This is a genomic window from Prevotella sp. HUN102, from assembly GCF_000688375.1.
GTDB lineage: Bacteria > Bacteroidota > Bacteroidia > Bacteroidales > Bacteroidaceae > Prevotella.
The window spans coordinates 434621-454020 of sequence record NZ_JIAF01000001.1; the positions used below are offsets into that span (position 1 = coordinate 434621).

Annotated in this window: 23 protein-coding genes and 1 pseudogene; 10 read left to right on the forward strand and 14 right to left on the reverse strand. The window is 47.9% G+C overall.

Features of this window, described 5'->3' with window-relative positions:
- Nucleotides 1-276: 276 nt before the first annotated feature.
- From traN to P150_RS0102005, 5 genes and pseudogenes are all read left to right on the forward strand, one after another.
- A pseudogene (traN, locus tag P150_RS15680) lies at nucleotides 277-941 on the forward strand (conjugative transposon protein TraN); the annotation flags it as partial.
- Nucleotide 942: 1 nt separating this feature from the next.
- On the forward strand, nucleotides 943-1527 hold the full coding sequence (locus tag P150_RS0101990; RefSeq protein ID WP_028896262.1) for a conjugal transfer protein TraO: 585 nt from the start codon (nucleotides 943-945) through the stop codon (nucleotides 1525-1527).
- Entirely contained in the window at nucleotides 1527-2381 is an 855-nt protein-coding gene (locus tag P150_RS0101995; protein ID WP_028896263.1) for a toprim domain-containing protein, read from the forward strand. Before P150_RS0101990 ends, P150_RS0101995 begins: the two co-directional genes overlap by 1 nt.
- A gap of 20 nt (nucleotides 2382-2401) precedes the next feature.
- On the forward strand, nucleotides 2402-2866 hold the full coding sequence (locus tag P150_RS0102000) for a DUF3872 domain-containing protein (protein ID WP_028896264.1): 465 nt from the start codon (nucleotides 2402-2404) through the stop codon (nucleotides 2864-2866).
- Nucleotides 2850-3359 carry a lysozyme gene (locus P150_RS0102005; protein WP_028896265.1) on the forward strand — a complete coding sequence of 170 codons (510 nt, stop codon included), beginning with the start codon at nucleotides 2850-2852 and terminating at the stop codon, nucleotides 3357-3359. Before P150_RS0102000 ends, P150_RS0102005 begins: the two co-directional genes overlap by 17 nt.
- Nucleotides 3360-3472: 113 nt before the next feature.
- Here P150_RS0102005 and P150_RS0102010 read toward each other — a convergent pair whose 3' ends face one another.
- From P150_RS0102010 to P150_RS15695, 10 genes are read right to left on the reverse strand one after another with little or no spacing between them, the layout of a single operon-like run.
- Entirely contained in the window at nucleotides 3473-3715 is a 243-nt protein-coding gene (locus P150_RS0102010; RefSeq protein WP_028896266.1) for a hypothetical protein, read from the reverse strand.
- A gap of 29 nt (nucleotides 3716-3744) precedes the next feature.
- Nucleotides 3745-3993, reverse strand: a complete 249-nt coding sequence (locus P150_RS0102015) for a hypothetical protein (protein ID WP_028896267.1) — start codon at nucleotides 3991-3993, stop codon at nucleotides 3745-3747.
- A 12-nt stretch (nucleotides 3994-4005) separates the two neighbouring features.
- Nucleotides 4006-4596: a hypothetical protein gene (locus tag P150_RS0102020; protein WP_028896268.1), complete on the reverse strand. Its 591-nt coding sequence runs from the start codon at nucleotides 4594-4596 to the stop codon at nucleotides 4006-4008.
- 5 nt (nucleotides 4597-4601) lie between these two features.
- Nucleotides 4602-4889: a hypothetical protein gene (locus tag P150_RS0102025; RefSeq protein ID WP_028896269.1), complete on the reverse strand. Its 288-nt coding sequence runs from the start codon at nucleotides 4887-4889 to the stop codon at nucleotides 4602-4604.
- A gap of 1 nt (nucleotide 4890) precedes the next feature.
- Nucleotides 4891-5343: a hypothetical protein gene (locus P150_RS0102030; RefSeq protein ID WP_028896270.1), complete on the reverse strand. Its 453-nt coding sequence runs from the start codon at nucleotides 5341-5343 to the stop codon at nucleotides 4891-4893.
- Nucleotides 5340-5714, reverse strand: coding sequence for a hypothetical protein (locus P150_RS16785; protein ID WP_051617450.1), 375 nt, complete (start codon nucleotides 5712-5714; stop codon nucleotides 5340-5342). Before P150_RS16785 ends, P150_RS0102030 begins: the two co-directional genes overlap by 4 nt.
- A gap of 5 nt (nucleotides 5715-5719) precedes the next feature.
- Nucleotides 5720-6748 carry an LPD29 domain-containing protein gene (locus tag P150_RS0102040; RefSeq protein WP_036932018.1) on the reverse strand — a complete coding sequence of 343 codons (1029 nt, stop codon included), beginning with the start codon at nucleotides 6746-6748 and terminating at the stop codon, nucleotides 5720-5722.
- 25 nt (nucleotides 6749-6773) lie between these two features.
- Complete coding sequence (locus tag P150_RS0102045) at nucleotides 6774-6983, reverse strand: hypothetical protein (protein WP_028896272.1); 210 nt, start codon at nucleotides 6981-6983, stop codon at nucleotides 6774-6776.
- A 19-nt stretch (nucleotides 6984-7002) separates the two neighbouring features.
- Nucleotides 7003-7284: a hypothetical protein gene (locus P150_RS15690; protein ID WP_231477560.1), complete on the reverse strand. Its 282-nt coding sequence runs from the start codon at nucleotides 7282-7284 to the stop codon at nucleotides 7003-7005.
- Nucleotides 7274-7774: a hypothetical protein gene (locus tag P150_RS15695; RefSeq protein WP_036931983.1), complete on the reverse strand. Its 501-nt coding sequence runs from the start codon at nucleotides 7772-7774 to the stop codon at nucleotides 7274-7276. Before P150_RS15695 ends, P150_RS15690 begins: the two co-directional genes overlap by 11 nt.
- A gap of 48 nt (nucleotides 7775-7822) precedes the next feature.
- Between P150_RS15695 and P150_RS17355 the strand changes: the two genes are divergently transcribed.
- The 4 genes from P150_RS17355 (at nucleotide 7823) to P150_RS0102070 (ending at nucleotide 11229) form a co-directional block, all read left to right on the forward strand.
- Nucleotides 7823-7981 carry a hypothetical protein gene (locus P150_RS17355; protein ID WP_155952893.1) on the forward strand — a complete coding sequence of 53 codons (159 nt, stop codon included), beginning with the start codon at nucleotides 7823-7825 and terminating at the stop codon, nucleotides 7979-7981.
- A gap of 544 nt (nucleotides 7982-8525) precedes the next feature.
- Nucleotides 8526-8720 carry a hypothetical protein gene (locus tag P150_RS0102060; protein WP_028896273.1) on the forward strand — a complete coding sequence of 65 codons (195 nt, stop codon included), beginning with the start codon at nucleotides 8526-8528 and terminating at the stop codon, nucleotides 8718-8720.
- Nucleotides 8721-8750: 30 nt separating this feature from the next.
- Entirely contained in the window at nucleotides 8751-10580 is a 1830-nt protein-coding gene (locus P150_RS0102065) for a hypothetical protein (protein ID WP_028896274.1), read from the forward strand.
- A gap of 172 nt (nucleotides 10581-10752) precedes the next feature.
- A complete protein-coding gene (locus P150_RS0102070; RefSeq protein WP_028896275.1) occupies nucleotides 10753-11229 on the forward strand; it encodes an HU family DNA-binding protein in 477 nt (158 codons plus the stop codon).
- A 189-nt stretch (nucleotides 11230-11418) separates the two neighbouring features.
- On the opposite strand, the gene P150_RS0102075 is transcribed toward P150_RS0102070, so the two are convergent.
- The 3 genes from P150_RS0102075 to P150_RS0102085 form a co-directional block, all read right to left on the reverse strand.
- The gene (locus P150_RS0102075; protein ID WP_028896276.1) at nucleotides 11419-14421 is read right to left on the reverse strand and encodes an N-6 DNA methylase; all 3003 of its coding nucleotides are present in this window, start codon (nucleotides 14419-14421) and stop codon (nucleotides 11419-11421) included.
- A gap of 67 nt (nucleotides 14422-14488) precedes the next feature.
- Nucleotides 14489-15430 (reverse strand): hypothetical protein, encoded by a 942-nt coding sequence (locus P150_RS0102080; protein ID WP_028896277.1) that lies wholly within the window; start codon nucleotides 15428-15430, stop codon nucleotides 14489-14491.
- A 23-nt stretch (nucleotides 15431-15453) separates the two neighbouring features.
- Nucleotides 15454-16272 (reverse strand): DUF4121 family protein, encoded by an 819-nt coding sequence (locus P150_RS0102085; RefSeq protein WP_028896278.1) that lies wholly within the window; start codon nucleotides 16270-16272, stop codon nucleotides 15454-15456.
- A gap of 605 nt (nucleotides 16273-16877) precedes the next feature.
- Here P150_RS0102085 and P150_RS0102090 point away from each other — a divergent pair.
- Entirely contained in the window at nucleotides 16878-18623 is a 1746-nt protein-coding gene (locus P150_RS0102090) for a phospho-sugar mutase (RefSeq protein ID WP_028896279.1), read from the forward strand.
- A gap of 143 nt (nucleotides 18624-18766) precedes the next feature.
- On the opposite strand, the gene P150_RS0102095 is transcribed toward P150_RS0102090, so the two are convergent.
- A complete protein-coding gene (locus P150_RS0102095; protein ID WP_028896280.1) occupies nucleotides 18767-19369 on the reverse strand; it encodes a LolA-like putative outer membrane lipoprotein chaperone in 603 nt (200 codons plus the stop codon).
- Nucleotides 19370-19400: the final 31 nt, after the last annotated feature.

The window sequence follows — 19400 nt, forward strand, 5'->3', positions numbered from 1 at the left end:
CTGAATGATAGTTATAATGGGGTGCAAAGGTAAGGAAAATTTCTTAATTGACAAATATTTGTCAGATATATTTTCTTGAGCTACTTGCTTGAAGCACGGAAATCATGCCGTAGTCTCATCTGTTCACAGCAGAGATAATTCCTGTGTGAAAGCGTATCGGCAAGAGGTAAATAACAATTGAACCTACCTCTTTTGTACTGGTTTGTGAAAATGCGTTGAAAAACTACAGGGTATGGCAGGGATGCTCTATTGATGACCGTTCTCTCATATAATGTGGGAGTGGAGAACTTCATCCGTGTGAAAGCGACGGTCAAGGACTTCCGTGAGGAGACGAACATGAGTGTCATCACGGAAGACGGGGCATTTTACACCTTTAATGTCAAGTATGCCAACGAGCCGCTGTTACTCAATGTGGAAATGGCGGACTTTATCCACGACGGGGCGGGCGTAAACCGACCGAACAACGCAATGGAGGTTTATCTCAAGGAACTCGGCAGCGAGAGTCCGATGCTGGTAAGGCTTATCATGAAGTCCATTCACAAGGAGGACAGGCGGACTGTGAAGCACATCGGCAGCAAGTCCTTCGGTATTCAGTACCTGCTCAAAGGGTTGTACTCTCATAACGGACTGCTGTATTTCCATACAGAACTGCGCAACAAGTCCAATGTGCCGTTCGACATCGACTTCATCACGTTCAAAATCGTGGACAAGAAGGTCGCCAAGCAGACCGCCATGCAGGAGCAGGTACAGCTTCCGCTGCGTGCCTACAACTATGTTACCTGCGTGGCGGGGTATTCACGCTTCAGAAGTTCACCATCCCCGATGACAAGCATCTCATTGTGGAGATGCACGAGAAGAACGGAGGAAGACATCAGTCCTTCGTCGTGGAGAATGAAGACCTTGTGCGTGCAAGAGTAATTGACGAGCTCAAAGTGAAGTGATATGAGAAAGCTCGCATTTTTCCTGTTTGTCGTGTCGCTTGCCCTCTTTGCAGGGCAGGCGCACGCCCAACGCTGTCTGCCCAAGATGAAAGGCATACGCCTGACCGCAGGCATGGCGTACGGTTTTTATTCCGCTTCCTCAAAGAATGAGACAGGATACTCGTTCGGGGCTTCGCTTGCTACCTACACGAAAGGCGGACATCAATGGGTGTTCGGGGTGGAGTATCTCCGCGGATACCATCCTTATCGGGATAGCCGTATCCCTGTGGAACAGTTCACGGGCGAGGGAGGTTTCTTCTGTAACGTGCTTTCAGACGGAAGCAAGACCTTCTTCCTCTCCACCGGCATTTCCGCTTTGGCGGGTTATGAGACGGTCAATGGCGGAGAGAAACGGCTCTTTGACGGCTCGACGCTGCGCAATAAGGACGGCTTTATCTACGGTGGTGCCGTTACCTTGCAGACGGAGACCTATCTGACGGACAGATTCGTGTTACTGCTCTATGGCAGGGAGCGTTGCCTGTGGGGAGGCTCTACGGGACGTTTCCATACGCAGTACGGTGTCGGACTGAAAATCATGCTGGACTGATGGACGTGCGACAGATGAGAGAAATCCCCATTGTGGACTTCCTGAACGCGATGGGGATTCATCCGACCAGACAGAAAGGAAACGCCTTGTGGTATTCCGCTCCGTACCGCACGGAGCGGACACCCTCCTTCAAAGTCGATATCGTCAAGAATGTCTGGTTCGATTTCGGGACGGGCAAAGGAGGTGATATCTTCGACTTGGCAGGAGAGTTTATCGGAAGCGGTGATTTCCTCCTGCGGGCGGCATTCATCGCCAAGAGCGGAACGTGTCCGCTGCCTGCTTTGAAACAACCGCAAAGAAGCGAAAAGAAAGAACCAGTCTTCAATGATATTTGGGTGCGACCGTTGCAGGATGCCAAACTGCTGGGCTACTTGAAAGAACGGGGTGTCAATGCCCACGTTGCCATACCCAACTGCGAGGAGGTTCGATACCGTGTGCATGGCAAACGGTACTATGCCATCGGCTTTCGTAACGATGCCGGAGGATTGGAGCTTCGCAACCGCTTCTTCAAGGGCTGCATACCGCCGAAGGATATTTCCTTGAAGTGTAACGGCTCGGACGTGTGTTCCGTTTTTGAGGGCTTTATGGATTATCTCTCCGCCATGCAACTCGGTATCATCGCTTCGGATAGGCTTGTCCTTAATTCCGTTTCCAACGTGGAGAAGGCAGTAAGAGTCTTGCAGGGCTATGAGAGGATAGAATGCTTCCTCGACAATGACGAGGCGGGGAGAAGGACTTTTCAGAGACTACACGACTGTTTCGGGGAGAAGGTCATCGACCGTTCCTTTCTGTATGCCGAGCATAAGGATTTGAATGAGTTTCTGCTTTTCAAGAATGCAGAGAACAATGTATAACAGCAAAACGATAATGAACAATGAAGAAGAAAATATTGAATACGATTTGGGTAATGGGAGTGCTTGCCCTCGCAGGGTTTTGTCTATCTGCTTGTAATCACGAGTTGGATATTCAGCAGGCGTACCCGTTCACGGTAGAGACAATGCCGGTGCAGAAGCATATTGTCAAGGGACAGACGGCGGAGATACGCTGCACGCTCAAACGGCAGGGGCGGTTTGAGGATGCACGCTATACCATTAGGTACTTTCAGCCCGATGGCAGTGGTAGATTGAAAATGGATAACGGTACAGTCTTCAAGCCCAATGACCGTTACCCGCTCACTAAAGAGGAGTTCAGGCTATATTACACCTCCGTTTCCATCGACCAGCAGACGATAGACGTGTATGTGGAGGATAATTTCGGACAGGCGGAAAAACTCTCGTTTGAGTTCAACAGCCAAAGGGACGAGGAAAAGGAGAAGAAAAATGATGAGGGTAAGAAGTAAACTTGTCGTCTTGTACCTTGTCTGCCTTTCCTGCTTACAGCTTTCCGCTCAGGAGGGCGGAAAGGCTCTCTTTTCATTACCGCCGTTTGAGCGTGCCATTGTCTGCATCAAGCATTTTGAGGGCTTACATACTTGGAAAGATTACCCATATGTAGGCTATGGACATCGGCTTCTGCCCGGAGAGCGGTTCACGGCGGCGATGACGGAACGGCAGGCGGACTCCCTGCTTCGGACAGACCTGATGAAGCGTCTGATGATGTTCAAAGACTATGGGAAGGATGCCTTGCTTCTTGCCGTTCTGTCCTATAATGTCGGAGTGGCCAGATTGCTGGGATATGGGAAGTATGCCAAGAGCAGATTGCTACGAAAGATAGAATTGGGCGACAGGAATTTCTACCGCGAATTTATATCTTTCTGCCGATACAAGGGCAAAGTCCTCAGAGGATTGGTCAAACGGAGAAAGGTGGAGTTTGCCCTGTTTTATATTCCTTGACTATAAAAATGACTCTTGCAATACATTATAAATATTGCAAGAGTCGTTTTTGATGATGAATCTATTTATATTTAGGACTTATAGCAACAGAGTAGGCTGGCTAATATGCCAACTTATCCTTTATGTCTTTTCTCTTTTTTTCGGAGAGTTATCCTTCCAATCTTCACATCGGGGTGAATATCAAATGCCCAATCCACTTCTTCTTCGGGAAGTGTGCTGTGAATGTTTCCACCCATTACCAATCCGCAATCTTCTCGGACTTTCTGCTGTGCTTCCTCCCTGTTTTCTGCAACCAACTCATATACGCCATTGAATATGTATTGCGTATGTACCCGGTATATTCGTTTTTTTTCCATAATTTCAAAATTATATAATACAGTTTATTCTACCTTTTATTATAAATGACATCACAATCCTCTGCTTCCGCAGATAGTCCGAAAGCCGGTACACAAGAGAAATAAGGATGCGAGTTGCCTGCATTGTCTCTATGAGGTGATATGATTTCCACACGATTATCCTGATACCATTTATCCACAAGCGCAATTTCCTCGTCTGTCAATCCCGTTGCATCGCCGTTTACCAGATAGCACAGGCTCCATGTAGGAATTTTCTCTGTTGTCTTATATTTTTTCATTGCTTTTCCAGATTAATTAAACAACGTTCCGTCAGATAGAAACTCGTACTCGTTTGCTTCACATTCATCCGCGAAGGCTTCCATGCTTATCATATACTCCGCATCGTCCATGCAGGCTTTGAAAAAGCTGTCCAGACAATTATCCATCAGCTCATACAGTGTTGTGTTGTCAGGACTTTTCAGGAAGTCATATATGGGATTCAGGATATTATGGTCAAAACAGTAGCCTGTAAGCACGCAGCAGTCCGTTACGAAGATGCGGCTCCTGCGCCTTTTGTCGTAACTGTGCTTCCAATTAATCTTGGGAATATACGGGACATCCCAATAGTTATTGACAAGGTATTTCAGCAATCTTACCCCTTTCAAGTTGTCTTCCTCCTCGCTGTAATGGGAAGTGAAGCGATAAGTGTATGTGCAGGTATCGTATGACCATCTTTCCACCTCTATTTTGAACACCTTTTCAAAAGCCTTCAATGTATCACGATTTTCCTTTCCCCAAGGGTATTCAAAATTCTCCATCCATTGGCGGTATGCTTTTTCCTGTGCTTCGCCGGACAGTTCATTCAACGGGTATATCTCGTAAGTCCTTGTTTCCGTTCTCATATCCGTCAGGTGTTATCAGGTTTGTTATTGACGATGTCCTCTCCGCTGGCAGAAAAGACTTCTATTGTCGGCTGACCTCCGTTTTCTTCCACGGAAAGACTTTCTGAAGTGTCAAATAAGGTTTCGCCATCCGTTATGATGACTCTTTCGTCGTCTTCCATTAAAAGGACATCCTCTCCTTTCCATGACTTGACGACGGAAACGGCTTCCTTGTAATTCGCTGCCTTGACCTCAAAATAGGTGCGTTCCCAACAGGTAACCTTTTGGTCTTGATAAAATCTGTATTTATTCATCTTATTGCTTATTTGAAGGGTGGTTATCCGTTATTATGTCCTCTAATGTGAAACTTTCAGCCCAGAACTCCTCATTCGTATGCTTGCCGTATGCGGAATACATAAAATCGCCTTTCGGATAGACATGCAGCCGGTAGAGGTTGAGCCTGTTCTCTGGTTTCACGAGCCTTTCCTCCTCGTTCTTTTCCAGTTCAACATAAGCCGGGGAGTCTTTTTCCAGCAAGTTTATAATGTCTTCATCCTCAGTATGGTAGAAATCCACACCGGTGTCATAAAAGGCTGCGGAACAGAAATCCATGTTTTCCGCAAATGGCCGAACCATTTCCAGCCTTTTCCTCATTCTCTTGAACCATGATTCTTTACAATGGATCAGCGCAAAGTTGCATCTGTCCCATTCGCTGTCGGTATATGCCCTGACCAGTATCGTGTCAGTCGGGTGATTTGCCTTTTTCATCTTGTCTTTTGGTTTTGTTTGTTCATATTCAATAGTATATTCTCAATCCTGTCGTACAGGCGGTTGAACTGTTCCTGATAATGATTCAGAAATTCCCCATCCACATTGCACATTTCCTCCAGTGGAAGGTTGTTCCTCCTTGTGAGAATGACATCCGTCAGGAATGTTACGGCCTCTATTGTCAGGGACCTGTCCTTGTCCTGACCTGCATTGTCTATCCACGACATCGCAAGGGATACGGTCTGTATCCTCTCCTGCATTTCCGCAGGTATGTCCTGCCAGGCTGACAGGGGCAGCCCGTATTCAGCCAGTGTCTCTTTGAGGCATGCGAGCTGCTCTTGCCCGTTGCTTTGATTTTTCTTCATCATCATAATTCTTATACGGTTTGTAATTGATGTTTTTCCTGCCAGGCCTTATATGCCTCGGCATATTCCTGCCGCTCTGTTTCCAGTTGATGTTCAGTTACAGGAGTATAGCCGAGGAAACGGATTACTCCCTCCCCGCAGCCGGTCAGCTCACACCGTATGCCTGCCTGTTCCAGCTTGTCTATCCGCTTTTGTGCCGTTTTCGCACTTGAATAGGTCTTTGGCCAGAAGAAACGTTCGCCGGTACGGCTGTAGGTGTCTTCTCCGAGTATCAGCTCTCCGTGGAATTTATGGCTGTCCAGAAAGCCGAAACGCGCCTTTCCCAGTGCCTGCCTTACCGCCTTGTGCGCCTTGCCTTCGGGATGCCTGAACACTTCGGCTTTCTTCCCCTTGCAATCAAGTCTGGGCAGGACTACCTTGTACGGCTTGTTGTATTTCCCGATTCCCAGTGAAAGATAGAAATTGGTGTCGAAATAGTCGGTCATGACGTCGCTGTTGTCATAATTGTAGGACATGGCAAAGTCACGGATGTTCGACAGCACCTCCCTGGCACGGTCGGTAAGGACGGAGTCGGAGTCAATGTGATATTGGTTCACGTCATGGTATATGATGCCCGAGTCCTTGGCGAAAGGCTCAAAGTCCGCGGACATGAGGAAAATCCTGATGGAGCCGTAGCCGTCCCTTGTAACGGAGAAGCGGTACCGAGGATAGGTTTCCCTGAGCCATGTGCGGATAAGGTCTGCTATCTCCGGCACGCGCTGGCCCTTGTAGTTCCTGCCTCTCCACCTGTATTCGTTATAGACGAACTCGGTATATTCCCGCGCGGATGCGTCGGAGTAGTCGTTCTCATACCCTGTCAATGTTTCCGAAACGTCGCGCCTGTCCTTCCAGACTGCATATAGTTTCCCGAACTCAAGGTTGATTTGCTGCATTATCGTGATATCGCCTCCCCTGTCGGGATGATATTGCAGTGCCAGCCGGCGGTATGCTCTCTTCAATTCCGCGAGGCTGCCGATATTTGTGAAATGACTCGTTTTCATAATCATTGCGTTTTTATCACTGCCCTCAGACAAAGGCAAGTCGGTTGATGAAATATGGGATATAGTCGTTTTCCAGACCAAGATTGCTGCATGCCAGTTCAAAGTCCGAATATCTTAGGTCGTTCACTTCCTGCAGCTCCATCAGGTTCTGCACCTCGCTTTCGAGGTATTCGCTTGCTTCTTCCAGCTTGCAGCAGCAAGTCTTGCAAATCAGTTCAATCATTGTCTTTTTCATAATTACTCATTTCTTGTTTTTATATGTTTATACATTCCTCTTTCTCACGCCTGCCGTCGTACAGGCTGACAGCCCTTTCCACCAGAAGCTGCCGGTTCCCGTCCGACAGTTCCGCATAGAGGCGTTCTGCTGCTCCCCATGCGGAAGGTTTGCAGACTGCGCACCATTTGCTCCATATATGGGCCGACATGTTGCCGTACACGGCCTCGCATTCCTCATGGCTCCATCTGTTCCACATATAGAAGAAGTAACTGGAGACATTGTCGGTTGCTTTCCTGTTTCTTTCCATTTCACTCTTCATTTTCATTAAACATTCTGGAGCACATCATCTCTCTCCTGTATTTTTCGGCATACATACCGGTATCCTCACATAACTCTTCGGGGTAAATCATATCGTCATCATCGTTTTCACCTGCGACGGGATTGCTTTCGCACATGTCCATATAGTGGGACACCATCTGGTACGGATCATCGTCGGCGAGGTTGTGCGCATGGCGTCTGCACCAGTTTATGAAACTCTCGTGTTCCTCTTCGCCCGTCTGTTCCAGAGCCTCCCTCAATTCGAAGAAGTTTGGGAGGAGACTGTCTTTGGTTATCAGCTCTTCGGGAATATTGTCCCATTCCGTGTATCTGTACTCAGGGGCTTTCTCCTTAGGGAAAAGCAACGAACAGGCTCTGAGGAACTCATCCATGTCGCCATAGTCGGATAAGGTCAGCAGGTATTCCTCCGGCTGTCCGGTATCAATCAGGTGTTGTGTGGTCACTGCCACTTCTGCGTTGTTCAGATTCATGTCTTCTGTTTTTATTTATTGACAATTAAAATATTCATGTGGAAGGCTTTGGAAGCCATACTTCCATTCCACGGGCGGCAAGATGGGCGTATCCTCGGCTGTGCAAGGTTTTTCGGGAAAATACCGAAGCCCCTGTGGGCGAGGATGATTTTCCACGAAAACCGCTTGCGGCGCAGACCTTGCTCAGCCGGCAAGGGTACGCCCTAATTTTGCCAGTGGAATGGAAATATGGCTTGTGGACCGGAAATAAATCTCTTATACGTGATTATCTGCGGATAGGGGAAACACCGTGAAACAATATTTGCGCATGCCTTTTGCACGTTTTTTGAATTTATCTGTTTTTGTTTGTACATTTAAGAAAATTTAATTACCTTTGCAGCGAAATTCCAGTAAATTGCTTCAAAAAGGACTATACATAGTGAGGTGTGACAGGCGGCAAGAAAATGGTGTTTCTTGCGCGAAATTGTCGGTAAATTATTTGGTCATTCCAAATAATTTGCTAACACACACACACACACACACACACACTCTCTAACCGCCAATAGGCAGGTATCTTTTTTCACTTGTTCGTACGCGCGCGTGACCGCGCGACAACCATAATGGGCAAAGGCATTCCGAAAGGTTTGCCCTTGCCCATTATCGTATATTTTTGTTGTTGCTCAGAAATGTGAAATAAGAGCGGATAAAAGATACATTTTAAGAAAAAAATGCAATCAACGAAGTTTAATTATGACAAAATCAAGTAGTGATTATGAAAAAGAAAAAGTATCAGCGGCCACAGATAGATGTGGTGCAAGTAGAGTGTAGCAACATTATCTGTACTTCTCCGCAGACCGGAAAAATCGAGGATTGGAAATTGGACAATGACGATTCCGGGAGCGACGACTGGGGAAGCGACGAAAGCAGAAGTAAGGGGAATAGCCTCTGGGGAGGTTTTGAAGATTAGTCAATAACCAAAAAAGAAAGAAACATAGTAATGAAATCATTAAAGAAGATGAAACTCATCGCATGTGTCGGCATGGTAGCCGTTATGGCCTTTACGGCTGTGTCCTGTTCTGATGAGATGGTAGAAGAGAAGAAAGGCCCGGGCGAAGGTCGGGGGAAGTTTGAGGTAACTCTGTCGGGAAGCATCGCTTCTTCGGAAACAGGCGGAAGGCAAAATGCCCGATCGACGCGTGCAATAACCCAGCCCGACGAGGCATGCGGATTGAAGACCTTGTGGAAAGTCGGAGACAAGATTACGGTAGGTTTCTACGGTTGGAATGACCAAATGAAGACTGTGGAGATGACAGTGGAATCAATAAGCGGCGGTATCGCGAAATTCAAGGGCGAAGTTGAGGACTACTGGGATAAGCAGAAATTTCAGGAGAGTAAGCTTTTTGCCGTAAACAACGAAGCCGACGACAAGATAAGCGTAGATGTGAAAGAGAATCATTTTATGGTGGATGTTGATTTCAGCGGACAGAACGGAAAACCTGAAAACATTGCCAACTACGACCTGCTCTATGCCGAGGGGAAGGCTGCTCAACGGCTCAATTTCTCACATAAGACAGCAGTGATGCGGCTTGGCCTGAAACCTGCAAACGGCTCTTCGGGCAGTCTTTCAGGTCTCTCGTTCTTCTATAAGCCCAATGTTTCCACTGCGGGCACATCTTTATTCGCAGGCAAGCAGACATTCAAGTTTGGTGAAAGTCCGGAAGAAAAATACGAAGCCAACTCTTTTCTTTCCCTGTCGGAAACCTCTATCGGGCAAAGCAACGGCAAGGCACAGGTATATGTGGCAGTGCCGTCTAACGGCAAACTCTACGGCACACTGTCTGTTCTGGCAAGCTTTACCAACGATACTTATCACAAGGAACTCAATCTGAAAGGTCAGGCGTTCCCCGCACAGCATGTCGTGGCAAAGGACATCGTTTTGAAATCCGACGAGCGTGCTCCAAAAGTTGGCGACTATCTGTACAGCGACGGGAGTTGGGGACCACTGGTTTACTATACTGACAAAGTTCCGGTGGCTCTTGTTTTCAGCAACTACACAAGCCCGGCAGACAGAGCGAAAGGCTATACTCACGGCTATGCCATAGCACTTAGAGATGCCGCATGGCCTACACCTTGGGGACCAAGCAATACGGATTATCCTGAAGCGGACAATCTGTTTGAGCATATTGGTGTTACAGCACCACTCACGATGATGAACAATTTGGACGGATTGACAACATCCAATACTTTATATGAAAAGTATCTGAAAGGATATGGCTGGAACGAACATTATGACAATCATAAAACTACTGCCGCAATCACCGTTGCCAAGGAATACGGAGGCAGCGCATGGCGAAGAGCCTATACTGATGTTACCGTAGGTGTTCCCACGCCATCAACTACCAGTGGCTGGTATCTGCCAAGCCTTGGGCAGTGGTTTCTCATGTTTGCCAATCTTTCGGGATTAGATCCAAACCAGCTGTGTTTCTCACAAGATTCAGGCAATAATATATATAGTCTGAGTTGGCTGTTCCATTCGGCAGAGGAAAAGAACAGTTATTTGAGTAAGTTTAAGAATTATTTTGATACCTATTCAAATACGACTCTCAGTAGGTATTACAGTGAGGGGAGAATACCTCAGTCTGTATTCTATCTTCCCAGTAATTTTCAGATACCTTGGTATCTTTGGGCTTGCAATGAAGCAAAGTCTGACGGAACTGCCTGCTGTGTACGCATTACTGAAACTGAAATAGGTTTTACTTATCTTGGTAAAACAGAGGGAGGGCAGATCGATAACGGTTATGCTGCCCGTGCGGTAATTGCCTTCTAAGCATGAGAGGTTCTCTGGCAATTCAAATACTAACCAGCCGAATGGTGATGTAGATACAGATTGCGGCAAGTCCTACTTCGGTGGGGCACTACTTATACTTCAGTGCCCCACTACTTATACTTTAGTCGTTGTTAACATTTACACCGCACTTCGGCACAAAACAATCAAACCTATGGCATTCTACAAGAAAGTACAAATGAAAGTGAACGGAAAGTGGTATCCCAAGTCCGTTCTCGTAGGCTCTGCCATCACGACGGAGCAGGTTTCCAAGCGTGTGGCAGCCGAATCCACCGTAAGCCCTGCCGATGTACGGGCCGTACTCACGGCGTTGGGCGGTGTGATGGGCGACTATATGGCGCAGGGTCGCTCCGTGAAACTCGACGGCATTGGCTCGTTCTACTTCACGGCGGCGACGAACAATAACGGTGTCGATACAGAAAAGGAAGTAACCGCTGCGCTCATCAACGGCGTGCGCGTTCGCTTCATCCCCGAAACCCGCTTCAAGGGAGGCGGCACACGAGCCACCGGCGGCGGTCGCCGTGCCGTGCGCGGCCTAACAGATGTGGACATCGAGTGGGAGGAATGGAAAGGCAAGGTAGATGCCGACGAATCCGGCTCGTCGGGCGGTGACGAGAATCTCCTTCCGTAAGTGAATTATTTTATAACTCTTTTAATTTGTATGGCGCAAGACTTGTTGGGAAACAGGGCTTGCGCAATTTGTTTCTTGTTCTTCTATTTTAGTTGTTGTTTTCATAGTTGCAGATGCTTGCATACATATAAAAAGCATATCATAAACCGCATTTTCCACTTCTGAAATATGGTTTATGATGCGGACAGGCTAAGCCGTGATGCGCTGGCTTCCCCATGTGATGCGTACCTTGCCCTCGCTGTCCTGATTGCGCACCAGCAGACTGTCGATGACCGACATCGTTATGTCGAACTCCTCGAAAATCTCCGATTTCCGCTTCACCTCTCCCGTCTTGATGAACTCGTTGAGCCTTTCCTTGGTAAGTACCAAAGCCATTAGGTTCTGCTCCACGGAATCCTCATAGGTAACGAAATGAACGTTTTTGAGCTGCTCGGAATCAAGCCGGATAAAGCGGAAATAGAACTGCTCCATCTTGGGAATGTTCCATTGCAGCGATTCGAGGATGACATCGTTGCAGGTAGGGATGTTTACCGAGCTTTTCAGGCTCTGCTGGGTACAGATGAGTATGCCGTTGACGGAACTGTCGAAGGCGCTTACTATGGCCTGCCGTTTCCTGAACGACACGTCTCCCTTGATGATGAATACCGGGCGGTCGGGGAAACGCTCGCCGATGCTTTTCTCATACAGGCCCAATGCCGCGAGCGACGTGCAGCCGACGGCTACCTTTCCGGGTATCCGGCTGATCATGCTTGCGATATAGCGTGTCTTCCCCGGATAGTCATTACCGAAATAGCCTTCTATCAGATGAGGGAGCGAGCAGGCCTTGATAAGCAGCTTTATCTGCCGTATCAGCCGCAGTCCCGCGTCTTTCCTGCTGTCGCCCGTGCTATTGTAGTAAAGTTCGCAAATGCGGAAGAACTCCTCGATGATGATGCGGTAGACCTCCCGCTCTCCGTCGGAAGGTGTTACGGAATGTGTCCTTATCCTGTATTTCTCGCCCGCGAAGTCCTTGAACTTGCGGGTTATGACGGTCTTGGCTATCAAGCCGAAAAGTTCATCCTTGTTATATACGTCCTGATTCTGCTTCTCTATGCCGAAGACGGTTGCCTTGCCCGGACAATGGCATGCCTTGAACAGTACATGCCCGCGGTAGGGCGGAAACGGCTTTCCGCGATATGGGTTGTCGGAACCCTCTATCGTCTTGTCCCTGTTCTCCCGGTAGATGTTGGCGCAATGGCAGATCATATTGGCGGAATTGTTGTAGAGCAGTTCAAACTGGGAGTAAAGCTCGGTGATGTTGTTGCGTGTTGTGGTCCCGGTGGAGAGAATCTTATATGGCAGTCTCCGGAATATGCACAGGACATGGCGTGTGCGCTGGGAAGTCGGATTGGTTATCTCGTCCGACTCATCGAACACCAGGCAGGTCTTTCGGGAATGTTTCTTGTTGAATCGCATGAGCGGTCTTTTCAGTTTGGCGAGCATTGAGAGTGAAATCACAAGGAACATGCCCTCCCGTACCGTTTCCAAGTCTGCCTTGCAGTGTATCATGCGGAACTGCTCCCCGTTCATCGTAAGGAAGGGAATCCACGTCATGTTCGTGGCGATGGCTGGGGCAAGGATGAAGACGTTTCGTACCTTCCGCTGCTTGAGCAGGTATCTTGCCCAGTGATAGACGGCGGCGGTCTTGCCGGATCCCTGCTGCCAGTTGAGCAGGGCATAGCGTTTCTGCAATACCATGTTCAAGTCGTGCTTCTGCAACCGCGTGAACCGGCATGTGGCATGGTCCTTGTTGATGAAGGTTGCGTCGTCAAGGTAGCGTGCGATGGAAACGTCGGGCTGCATGGCTGAAAAGTCCGGACTCTGAATGTCGAACTGCCGTCTCTTGCGTGCTATGAGTTTCCTTGCGCTTCTCATCTGCTGCTGTTGCTTTTCCGTCGGAATCGGCATGGCGGGCAATTCCGCGACTCCCAACACGAGGTCGTTCATACTGACTGCCCTGTGCTCCACCTTGTCAAGCAGCCGGGGAGCGTATTGCTTGAGCTTGAAGCCGTATGAGGTTTTCACAAGGGCCACCTCCTTTCGCGGTATGGTGTTCTGCCCGGCAATATAGCGGCGGATGATTCCGAGCACCTTCGCCGAGGTAAGCTTTCGTCTTTCCCATTCCTTGTATTCGACTGTCGAGCAGCCCTCCGGCGGCTTTTGATTGCGGAACTTTGCAACAAGGGCGACGGCCTTGTCCAGATGCCTGCGCAATACCTCGTGAACCTTCAGCTCATAGAGGTATTTTGCTATCTTATACTCAAAATGCTCCATCTCGGCCTTGTCCATAAAGTGCGTTTCGCGCATCAGCTCAATGCGCCGGATGGATTTCATCGCCCTTGCCTCCGCTATCCTCGCCTTGAGTTCCTCCTTGGTCAGGAACTCATCGCTCTTGTAGGGCTGCATCTCGATGTGCCTGGACTGACGGAGAAACACCATGATCTTGGTGTTGAAGTTCTGTACTCCGGTCTGCTCAAAGGCATTTGCTTCGAGCCGGGTCTGTCCGATGAAGGAGAAGTGCTCGTTGACGGTGCCCACCCTCGTCTTTTCCCAGAACTCATTTTGAAGGAACGAGAGCGGCACGACCATCATAAGCAGTCCCGCCGGGTTCAGCACGTCGTATGCCTTTTCCATATAGAACTCCTGGGACAGCCGGAAGTCGATTTTCAGGTTGAAGGGTGGATTGCCGATGATGACGTCGAAGCGTTGTTCCGGCAGATAGCGTGAGATGTCGCACTGCTCGATATGGGCGTCAGGATACAGGTACCGCGCCACGGTGACGGCCTTGGCGTCGATGTCGAATCCGTAGGTGTTGTGCGGGTTGGGCAGGTGGTTGAAGAAATTGCCCATGCCGCAGCACATGTCGAGAATCATTTCCGAGGGTTTGGGAGCAAGCATTTCCACCATGTCACGGCAGATTTCGTGGGGCGTGAAGAACTGTCCCATCTCAAACTCCTTCTTGGCCTCCGCATATTCGCTATAATTGGAAAAGTCTGCCTTGTGCAGGTTGTGCAGCCCGCCGATGCCCGTATAGCAGTTGTATACGCTCTCCTGTGGAATGTCATTCTTTCCCTTGTCTATGCAGAAGAGGATTTTCTCGTTGATTTCCGCACGCTTGTCCTGCGGTATTCGTTGGGGGATTATTTTATACATATCTTGGATGTTCTTGTGAAAATGAAGACACTCCGCAGGGAGATTCCTGCGGAGTGCCCTGAAAATGTCAGTAACTCTCCGGCTTGATGTCGCCGAGCCTCAGCCGGCCGTAGCAAGCCTGCGCCGCCTCCCTGTCCTTGAACCTGATGTCGATGCGGCCGTTCTTGAAAAATCTGATTTGTTCGGCGTTGGCGGTTGTCAGGTCATACCATGAGAAGACGTCTATGTTGTCCTCGTTGAAATTGAGAATCATGTCGCTGCTTCCACAGAGCAGGTCGTCTGAGCCGAAGACGATTCCCGAGCAGAATGTCTCAAGGTCGGTCCGATAGTTGTAGTGAAGGCGGTTCTGATTATAGTTCGTACTGTAGAAGTCGTCAAAACTCAGAATATTGGGAAATGAAATCTTGCAGTTTTTCAACTCGGGAACTTCGGGACTCCACCTGCATTTATGTACGGTTCTGTGAAAGCGGATGAGGAGTTCCTCTTCGGCGGTGGTCCTGAAACTCCGTCCGCCAAGATGCTCGATGACCATATCCACATAAGTGGCATAGTCGGGGCGGAAGCCCATTTCCAATGTGTCCTTGTCTATTGAGGGAGACGGAACGGAAACGTTGTAGGTCCTGTTGAAATACGAGACGATACGGTTGGCGAACGCGCTGACGGCCCGGTAGTTGCAGTCCACCATTTCATTGATGACCTTGAACGGCTTGAATTCCAGTTCCGTATAGTCCTTGCAAACTTCTCTGTATGAAGGATAACTGTCCCTGTACCGGATTTCACCGTTGTCCTTGTAACTGATCCGGTGGCTTTCCCTATATTGTTCTGCCTCTTCCGTGAAGATGCCGTACCAATGGTCGATGCGGTCGAGAGACTTGTACAGCTCGTCCTGTTGCTCCCTGCAATATCTCCTGTCCTGTTCCGTAATCTTTTCCTCGTTGTGTACCTGTACGTTCAGAATGTCTGTCAGTAGGTCGGAACCACACTGCTTTTCCTTGTTGATTGTTTCCATTTGAATATGATTTTTGAAAGTTGTTACTGTTGGGTTCTAATGCGGTACAGGGTTGTGATGTGCTTTTCCCTGTTCTTGACAATTTTTACCTGCTCCCTGTAGCAGTTGATGCTGCGCTCGGAAATGGGAGCTTTCATTCTGTCCCATTCTTCTTGTGGGACAATCCTCTGTCCTTGCCTGAAGCACCAGATGACGTAGTGATTATGAAAGCTGCCGGGGAAAACCGTTGCTTCATAATCCTGCAGGAATTGCTGATATTCTTCCTCTGTCCGGAATGCGATTCCGTCACCGCTGTATAAATACCTGCTGCCATTTTCAACATTTTTTCGGATATGGATTTTACGCCATGTCTCGGTGGTGAAGTCTCCATAATAAGGATTGGGTTCGGAATATTCCCACAGAGGGACTTCTGCCGTAAAGGAGACCGAGCCATTTGCCGTCGCACCGCAGTGTCCCCATGCCTTGAACGCGCCTTCATACCTGCCTGCAAATCGCAGGTTATCAGGGTTCACTCCCGTGAAAGGCCCTCCGCTCACGTCAATCCAGATTGGTTTGTCCTTGGCTGTTCCCACAAATGGTATGTATGGGTTCATACAGACGGAGAGATTCTTTCCCCGTTCTTTTTCAAGCAGGGCATTGGGATAAAAGTCGCCGTATTTATCGGTCAGTCTCAGCCTGTCCCCGATTTGTGGTCTTACATCCGACCGGCTTTGTTCGATCACTTCCACGAGCCTGTTCACCATGCTCACATCTTCTTCCATAAGCGAATGCTCACGGTCAAATGAAAGATTGACCGGACGGAGCGTTTCGAGAGTGTACTTTCCTTTTGTTGTCTGTTCCATATTTTTTTGTTTGATTAGTCCGGCTTTATGGGGCCGGAGTTCCCATAACTACAGGCATATAAGGCTCGTGCGCTGACCATACAAGGTTTTCTGGAAAAATACCGCAAGCCCTATGGGCGAGGATGATTTTTGCAGAAAACCTTGGAGGGTCAGGAAAAGCACGAGCTAACTTTGCCTGTGGTTATGGGATACTCGGTGACAGGAACAGGCTTTATCCGCTTATTATTCCATATCTGTTCTTGGCACAAAAGGAATCATAGAAAAGATTTCAGGGAATTTTATATGTGTTTTCGGGTAAAATGATTATCTTTGCCGGTGATAAGGAGTTGTTTGGCAATCTAAGAAATAATGGCAGTTCAGGGAAGAAACATTTTTCTTATCCGTTGCCGATTATTGTTTGATTTCTTTTTATTCTACTTGTAATCAGTATAATGGCACTTGATTACATCAAAAATACAAAAAATAAATCAATAAGCGCATTATTTTCGGAATAATTCAGTATATTTGCATTGATAATAAATTAGGGGCTAACCACTTTATAAAAATAGGTATAGAAACAATGTATGCTCCTGAATATTTTGGACATTTTATTTAATAATTAATATATGAATAATCAGGAATTGATCGCTCAGTGTGAGCAAAAAGCAAAGCAATGGCTCTCGCCTGCTTTCGACAAGGAAACACAAGATGCAGTAAAGTCTATGATTGAAAGCGAGGATAAGAACAATCTTATCGAGAGCTTCTACAAGGACTTGGAATTTGGTACCGGCGGTCTTCGCGGTATTATGGGTGCCGGCTCGAACCGTATGAACATCTATACAGTGGGTATGGCTACTCAGGGATTTGCCAACTACCTCAAGATGAACTTCAAGGACAAGGAAGATATCAGTGTAGTGGTCTGCCACGACTGCCGCAACAACTCGCGCCTCTTTGCGGAGACCACGGCAAACATATTCTCTGCAAACGGCATCAAGGTATATTTGTTCGAGGATCTGCGCCCTACGCCGGAATGCTCTTTTGCCATTCGCCACTTCGGCGCACAGGCAGGTGTAAACCTCACTGCGTCTCACAACCCACGCGAATACAACGGCTACAAGGCTTATTGGGGAGATGGCGCACAGGTAATTGCTCCGCACGACAAGGGGATCATTGAAGAAGTAAACAAGGTAACGGTTGAGAACATCAAGTTCGAGGGCAACAAGGACTTGATTGAGATTATCGGCGAAGAGATTGACAAGGTATATCTCGAGCAGGTAAAGACTATCTGCATTGATCCTGAGGTTATCAAGCGTCAGCACGATTTGAAGATTGTCTATACTCCGTTGCACGGCGCAGGTCGCGTAATGATTCCGAGAGCACTCGAATCTTGGGGTTTCGACAACATCCACTGCGTGAAGGAACAGATGATAAAGGACGGCAATTTCCCAACCGTAGACCGTCCGAACCCGGAAATCGCAGAGGCTCTCACGCTCGGTCTTCGTGATGCCAAGGCATTGGATGCTGACATTCTGATGGCTTCCGACCCTGATGCGGACCGTGTTGGTATGGCTTGCAAGGACAGCAACGGCGAATGGATTCTCATTAATGGCAACCAGACCTGTCTGCTCTACCTTTGGTACATCATCACAAACCGTCAGGCAGTGGGCAAGATGCAGCCTACGGACTTCATTGTGAAGACCATTGTTACAACAGAATCCATCACGAAGATTGCCCAGAAGCAGAAAGTGGAAATGCGCGATTGCTATACCGGTTTCAAGTGGATTGCCCGCGAAATCGCTATCTCCGAAGGCAAACAGCAGTATATTGGTGGTGGCGAGGAGAGCTATGGCTTCCTTGCTGAAGACTTCGCACGAGACAAGGATGCCGTAAGTGCCTGCGCCTTGTTGGCAGAAATCTGCGCTTATGCCAAAGACAAGGGCAAGACGCTGTATGACATCTTGATGGATATCTACCTTGAATATGGTTTCAGCCTCGAGCATACAATCAATGTTGAGCGCCCGGGCAAGTCTGGTGCTGAGGAAATTCAGCAGATGATGAAAAACTTCCGCGAAAATCCTCCAAAGGAACTTGGTGGCAGCACCGTATGCCTGTGGAAAGACTATCTCACGCTTGAGTCTGTTTCTGCCGACGGCACTAAGACGGCACTTGATATGCCGGCTACAAGCAACGTGCTTCAGTGGTTCTGCACAGACGATACCAAGGTAAGTGTCCGCCCATCGGGCACCGAACCTAAGATTAAGTTCTATTTGGAAGTGAAGGATACTATGAACTCTGCTTCTGAATACAAGGCACTTGTTGAAAAGGCGATGGTAAAGGTTGAGGCTATCAAGAAGAGCCTGAATCTCGATTAATATTCAATCAACTTACAAATAAAAAACAGCTTGCACCTGAAAAAGTGCAAGCTGTTTTTTATTGATGGTATAAGTCTGAAAAAATCTCTTTCTATTTTATTGCTTTGTTCCTGAATCCAAGCAGGGTTGCAGGGAAGAAAGTTTTATCTCAAATCTACGATTTCAGCCGAAGAATACTGGTTCTTGTTGAACGTAAACGTATTGTCGGGCTGCTTTGCCGCCTTGATGTTGGAAACATTGATGGTCAGCCATTGCTTGCCTTGCAGCATTTTGATTTTCTGCAAGACGTAAGATTTTGACACGGTTACATAGAACTCCTGCATACTGCGCGCCGGATGGATGGCCTTCAAATGAACCTCGTATCCATTATTTACCGTTTTCATCGACATATTGTAGCCGCTCTTATACAAAGTGAGGAAACTGTAAGGATTGATGGACATACGCTGAGACTCGTTTGGCGTTGAGATGTTTACCTCGTTTGTACTCTTCATATACGACCATTGAGTCTTTCCGTCGAACCATACCGTCATTTCGGGAGTCGTAACCTTGAATTTCTTGTCCTTCAAGAGGATTGTTCCCGACGTGTTTCCCTCACTTCCACCCGAAACACTGAAGTTGGCAGAAGCTCCGGACTTAATTGTCAGTTGCTTTGCGCACTTATCCAAAACTGTTTTTGCATTCTGCGCAAACGTTCCTATGCTGAGTGCTATGCCAAGTATGAGGCATAAATGTCTTTTAATGTTCATAATATTCTCCTTTATTTATAAATTAAACATC

Bases quoted from the DNA above. Each gene is read 5' to 3' on its own strand.
- P150_RS0101990 (WP_028896262.1), top strand. From the start codon at position 943: ATGAGAAAGCTCGCATTTTTCCTGTTTGTCGTGTCGCTTGCCCTCTTT.
- P150_RS0101995 (WP_028896263.1), top strand. From the start codon at position 1,527: ATGGACGTGCGACAGATGAGAGAAATCCCCATTGTGGACTTCCTGAAC.
- P150_RS0102000 (WP_028896264.1), top strand. From the start codon at position 2,402: ATGAAGAAGAAAATATTGAATACGATTTGGGTAATGGGAGTGCTTGCC.
- P150_RS0102005 (WP_028896265.1), top strand. From the start codon at position 2,850: ATGAGGGTAAGAAGTAAACTTGTCGTCTTGTACCTTGTCTGCCTTTCC.
- P150_RS0102010 (WP_028896266.1), bottom strand. From the start codon at position 3,715: ATGGAAAAAAAACGAATATACCGGGTACATACGCAATACATATTCAAT.
- P150_RS0102015 (WP_028896267.1), bottom strand. From the start codon at position 3,993: ATGAAAAAATATAAGACAACAGAGAAAATTCCTACATGGAGCCTGTGC.
- P150_RS0102020 (WP_028896268.1), bottom strand. From the start codon at position 4,596: ATGAGAACGGAAACAAGGACTTACGAGATATACCCGTTGAATGAACTG.
- P150_RS0102025 (WP_028896269.1), bottom strand. From the start codon at position 4,889: ATGAATAAATACAGATTTTATCAAGACCAAAAGGTTACCTGTTGGGAA.
- P150_RS0102030 (WP_028896270.1), bottom strand. From the start codon at position 5,343: ATGAAAAAGGCAAATCACCCGACTGACACGATACTGGTCAGGGCATAT.
- P150_RS16785 (WP_051617450.1), bottom strand. From the start codon at position 5,714: ATGATGATGAAGAAAAATCAAAGCAACGGGCAAGAGCAGCTCGCATGC.
- P150_RS0102040 (WP_036932018.1), bottom strand. From the start codon at position 6,748: ATGAAAACGAGTCATTTCACAAATATCGGCAGCCTCGCGGAATTGAAG.
- P150_RS0102045 (WP_028896272.1), bottom strand. From the start codon at position 6,983: ATGAAAAAGACAATGATTGAACTGATTTGCAAGACTTGCTGCTGCAAG.
- P150_RS15690 (WP_231477560.1), bottom strand. From the start codon at position 7,284: ATGAAGAGTGAAATGGAAAGAAACAGGAAAGCAACCGACAATGTCTCC.
- P150_RS15695 (WP_036931983.1), bottom strand. From the start codon at position 7,774: ATGAATCTGAACAACGCAGAAGTGGCAGTGACCACACAACACCTGATT.
- P150_RS0102060 (WP_028896273.1), top strand. From the start codon at position 8,526: ATGAAAAAGAAAAAGTATCAGCGGCCACAGATAGATGTGGTGCAAGTA.
- P150_RS0102065 (WP_028896274.1), top strand. From the start codon at position 8,751: ATGAAATCATTAAAGAAGATGAAACTCATCGCATGTGTCGGCATGGTA.
- P150_RS0102070 (WP_028896275.1), top strand. From the start codon at position 10,753: ATGGCATTCTACAAGAAAGTACAAATGAAAGTGAACGGAAAGTGGTAT.
- P150_RS0102075 (WP_028896276.1), bottom strand. From the start codon at position 14,421: ATGTATAAAATAATCCCCCAACGAATACCGCAGGACAAGCGTGCGGAA.
- P150_RS0102080 (WP_028896277.1), bottom strand. From the start codon at position 15,430: ATGGAAACAATCAACAAGGAAAAGCAGTGTGGTTCCGACCTACTGACA.
- P150_RS0102085 (WP_028896278.1), bottom strand. From the start codon at position 16,272: ATGGAACAGACAACAAAAGGAAAGTACACTCTCGAAACGCTCCGTCCG.
- P150_RS0102090 (WP_028896279.1), top strand. From the start codon at position 16,878: ATGAATAATCAGGAATTGATCGCTCAGTGTGAGCAAAAAGCAAAGCAA.
- P150_RS0102095 (WP_028896280.1), bottom strand. From the start codon at position 19,369: ATGAACATTAAAAGACATTTATGCCTCATACTTGGCATAGCACTCAGC.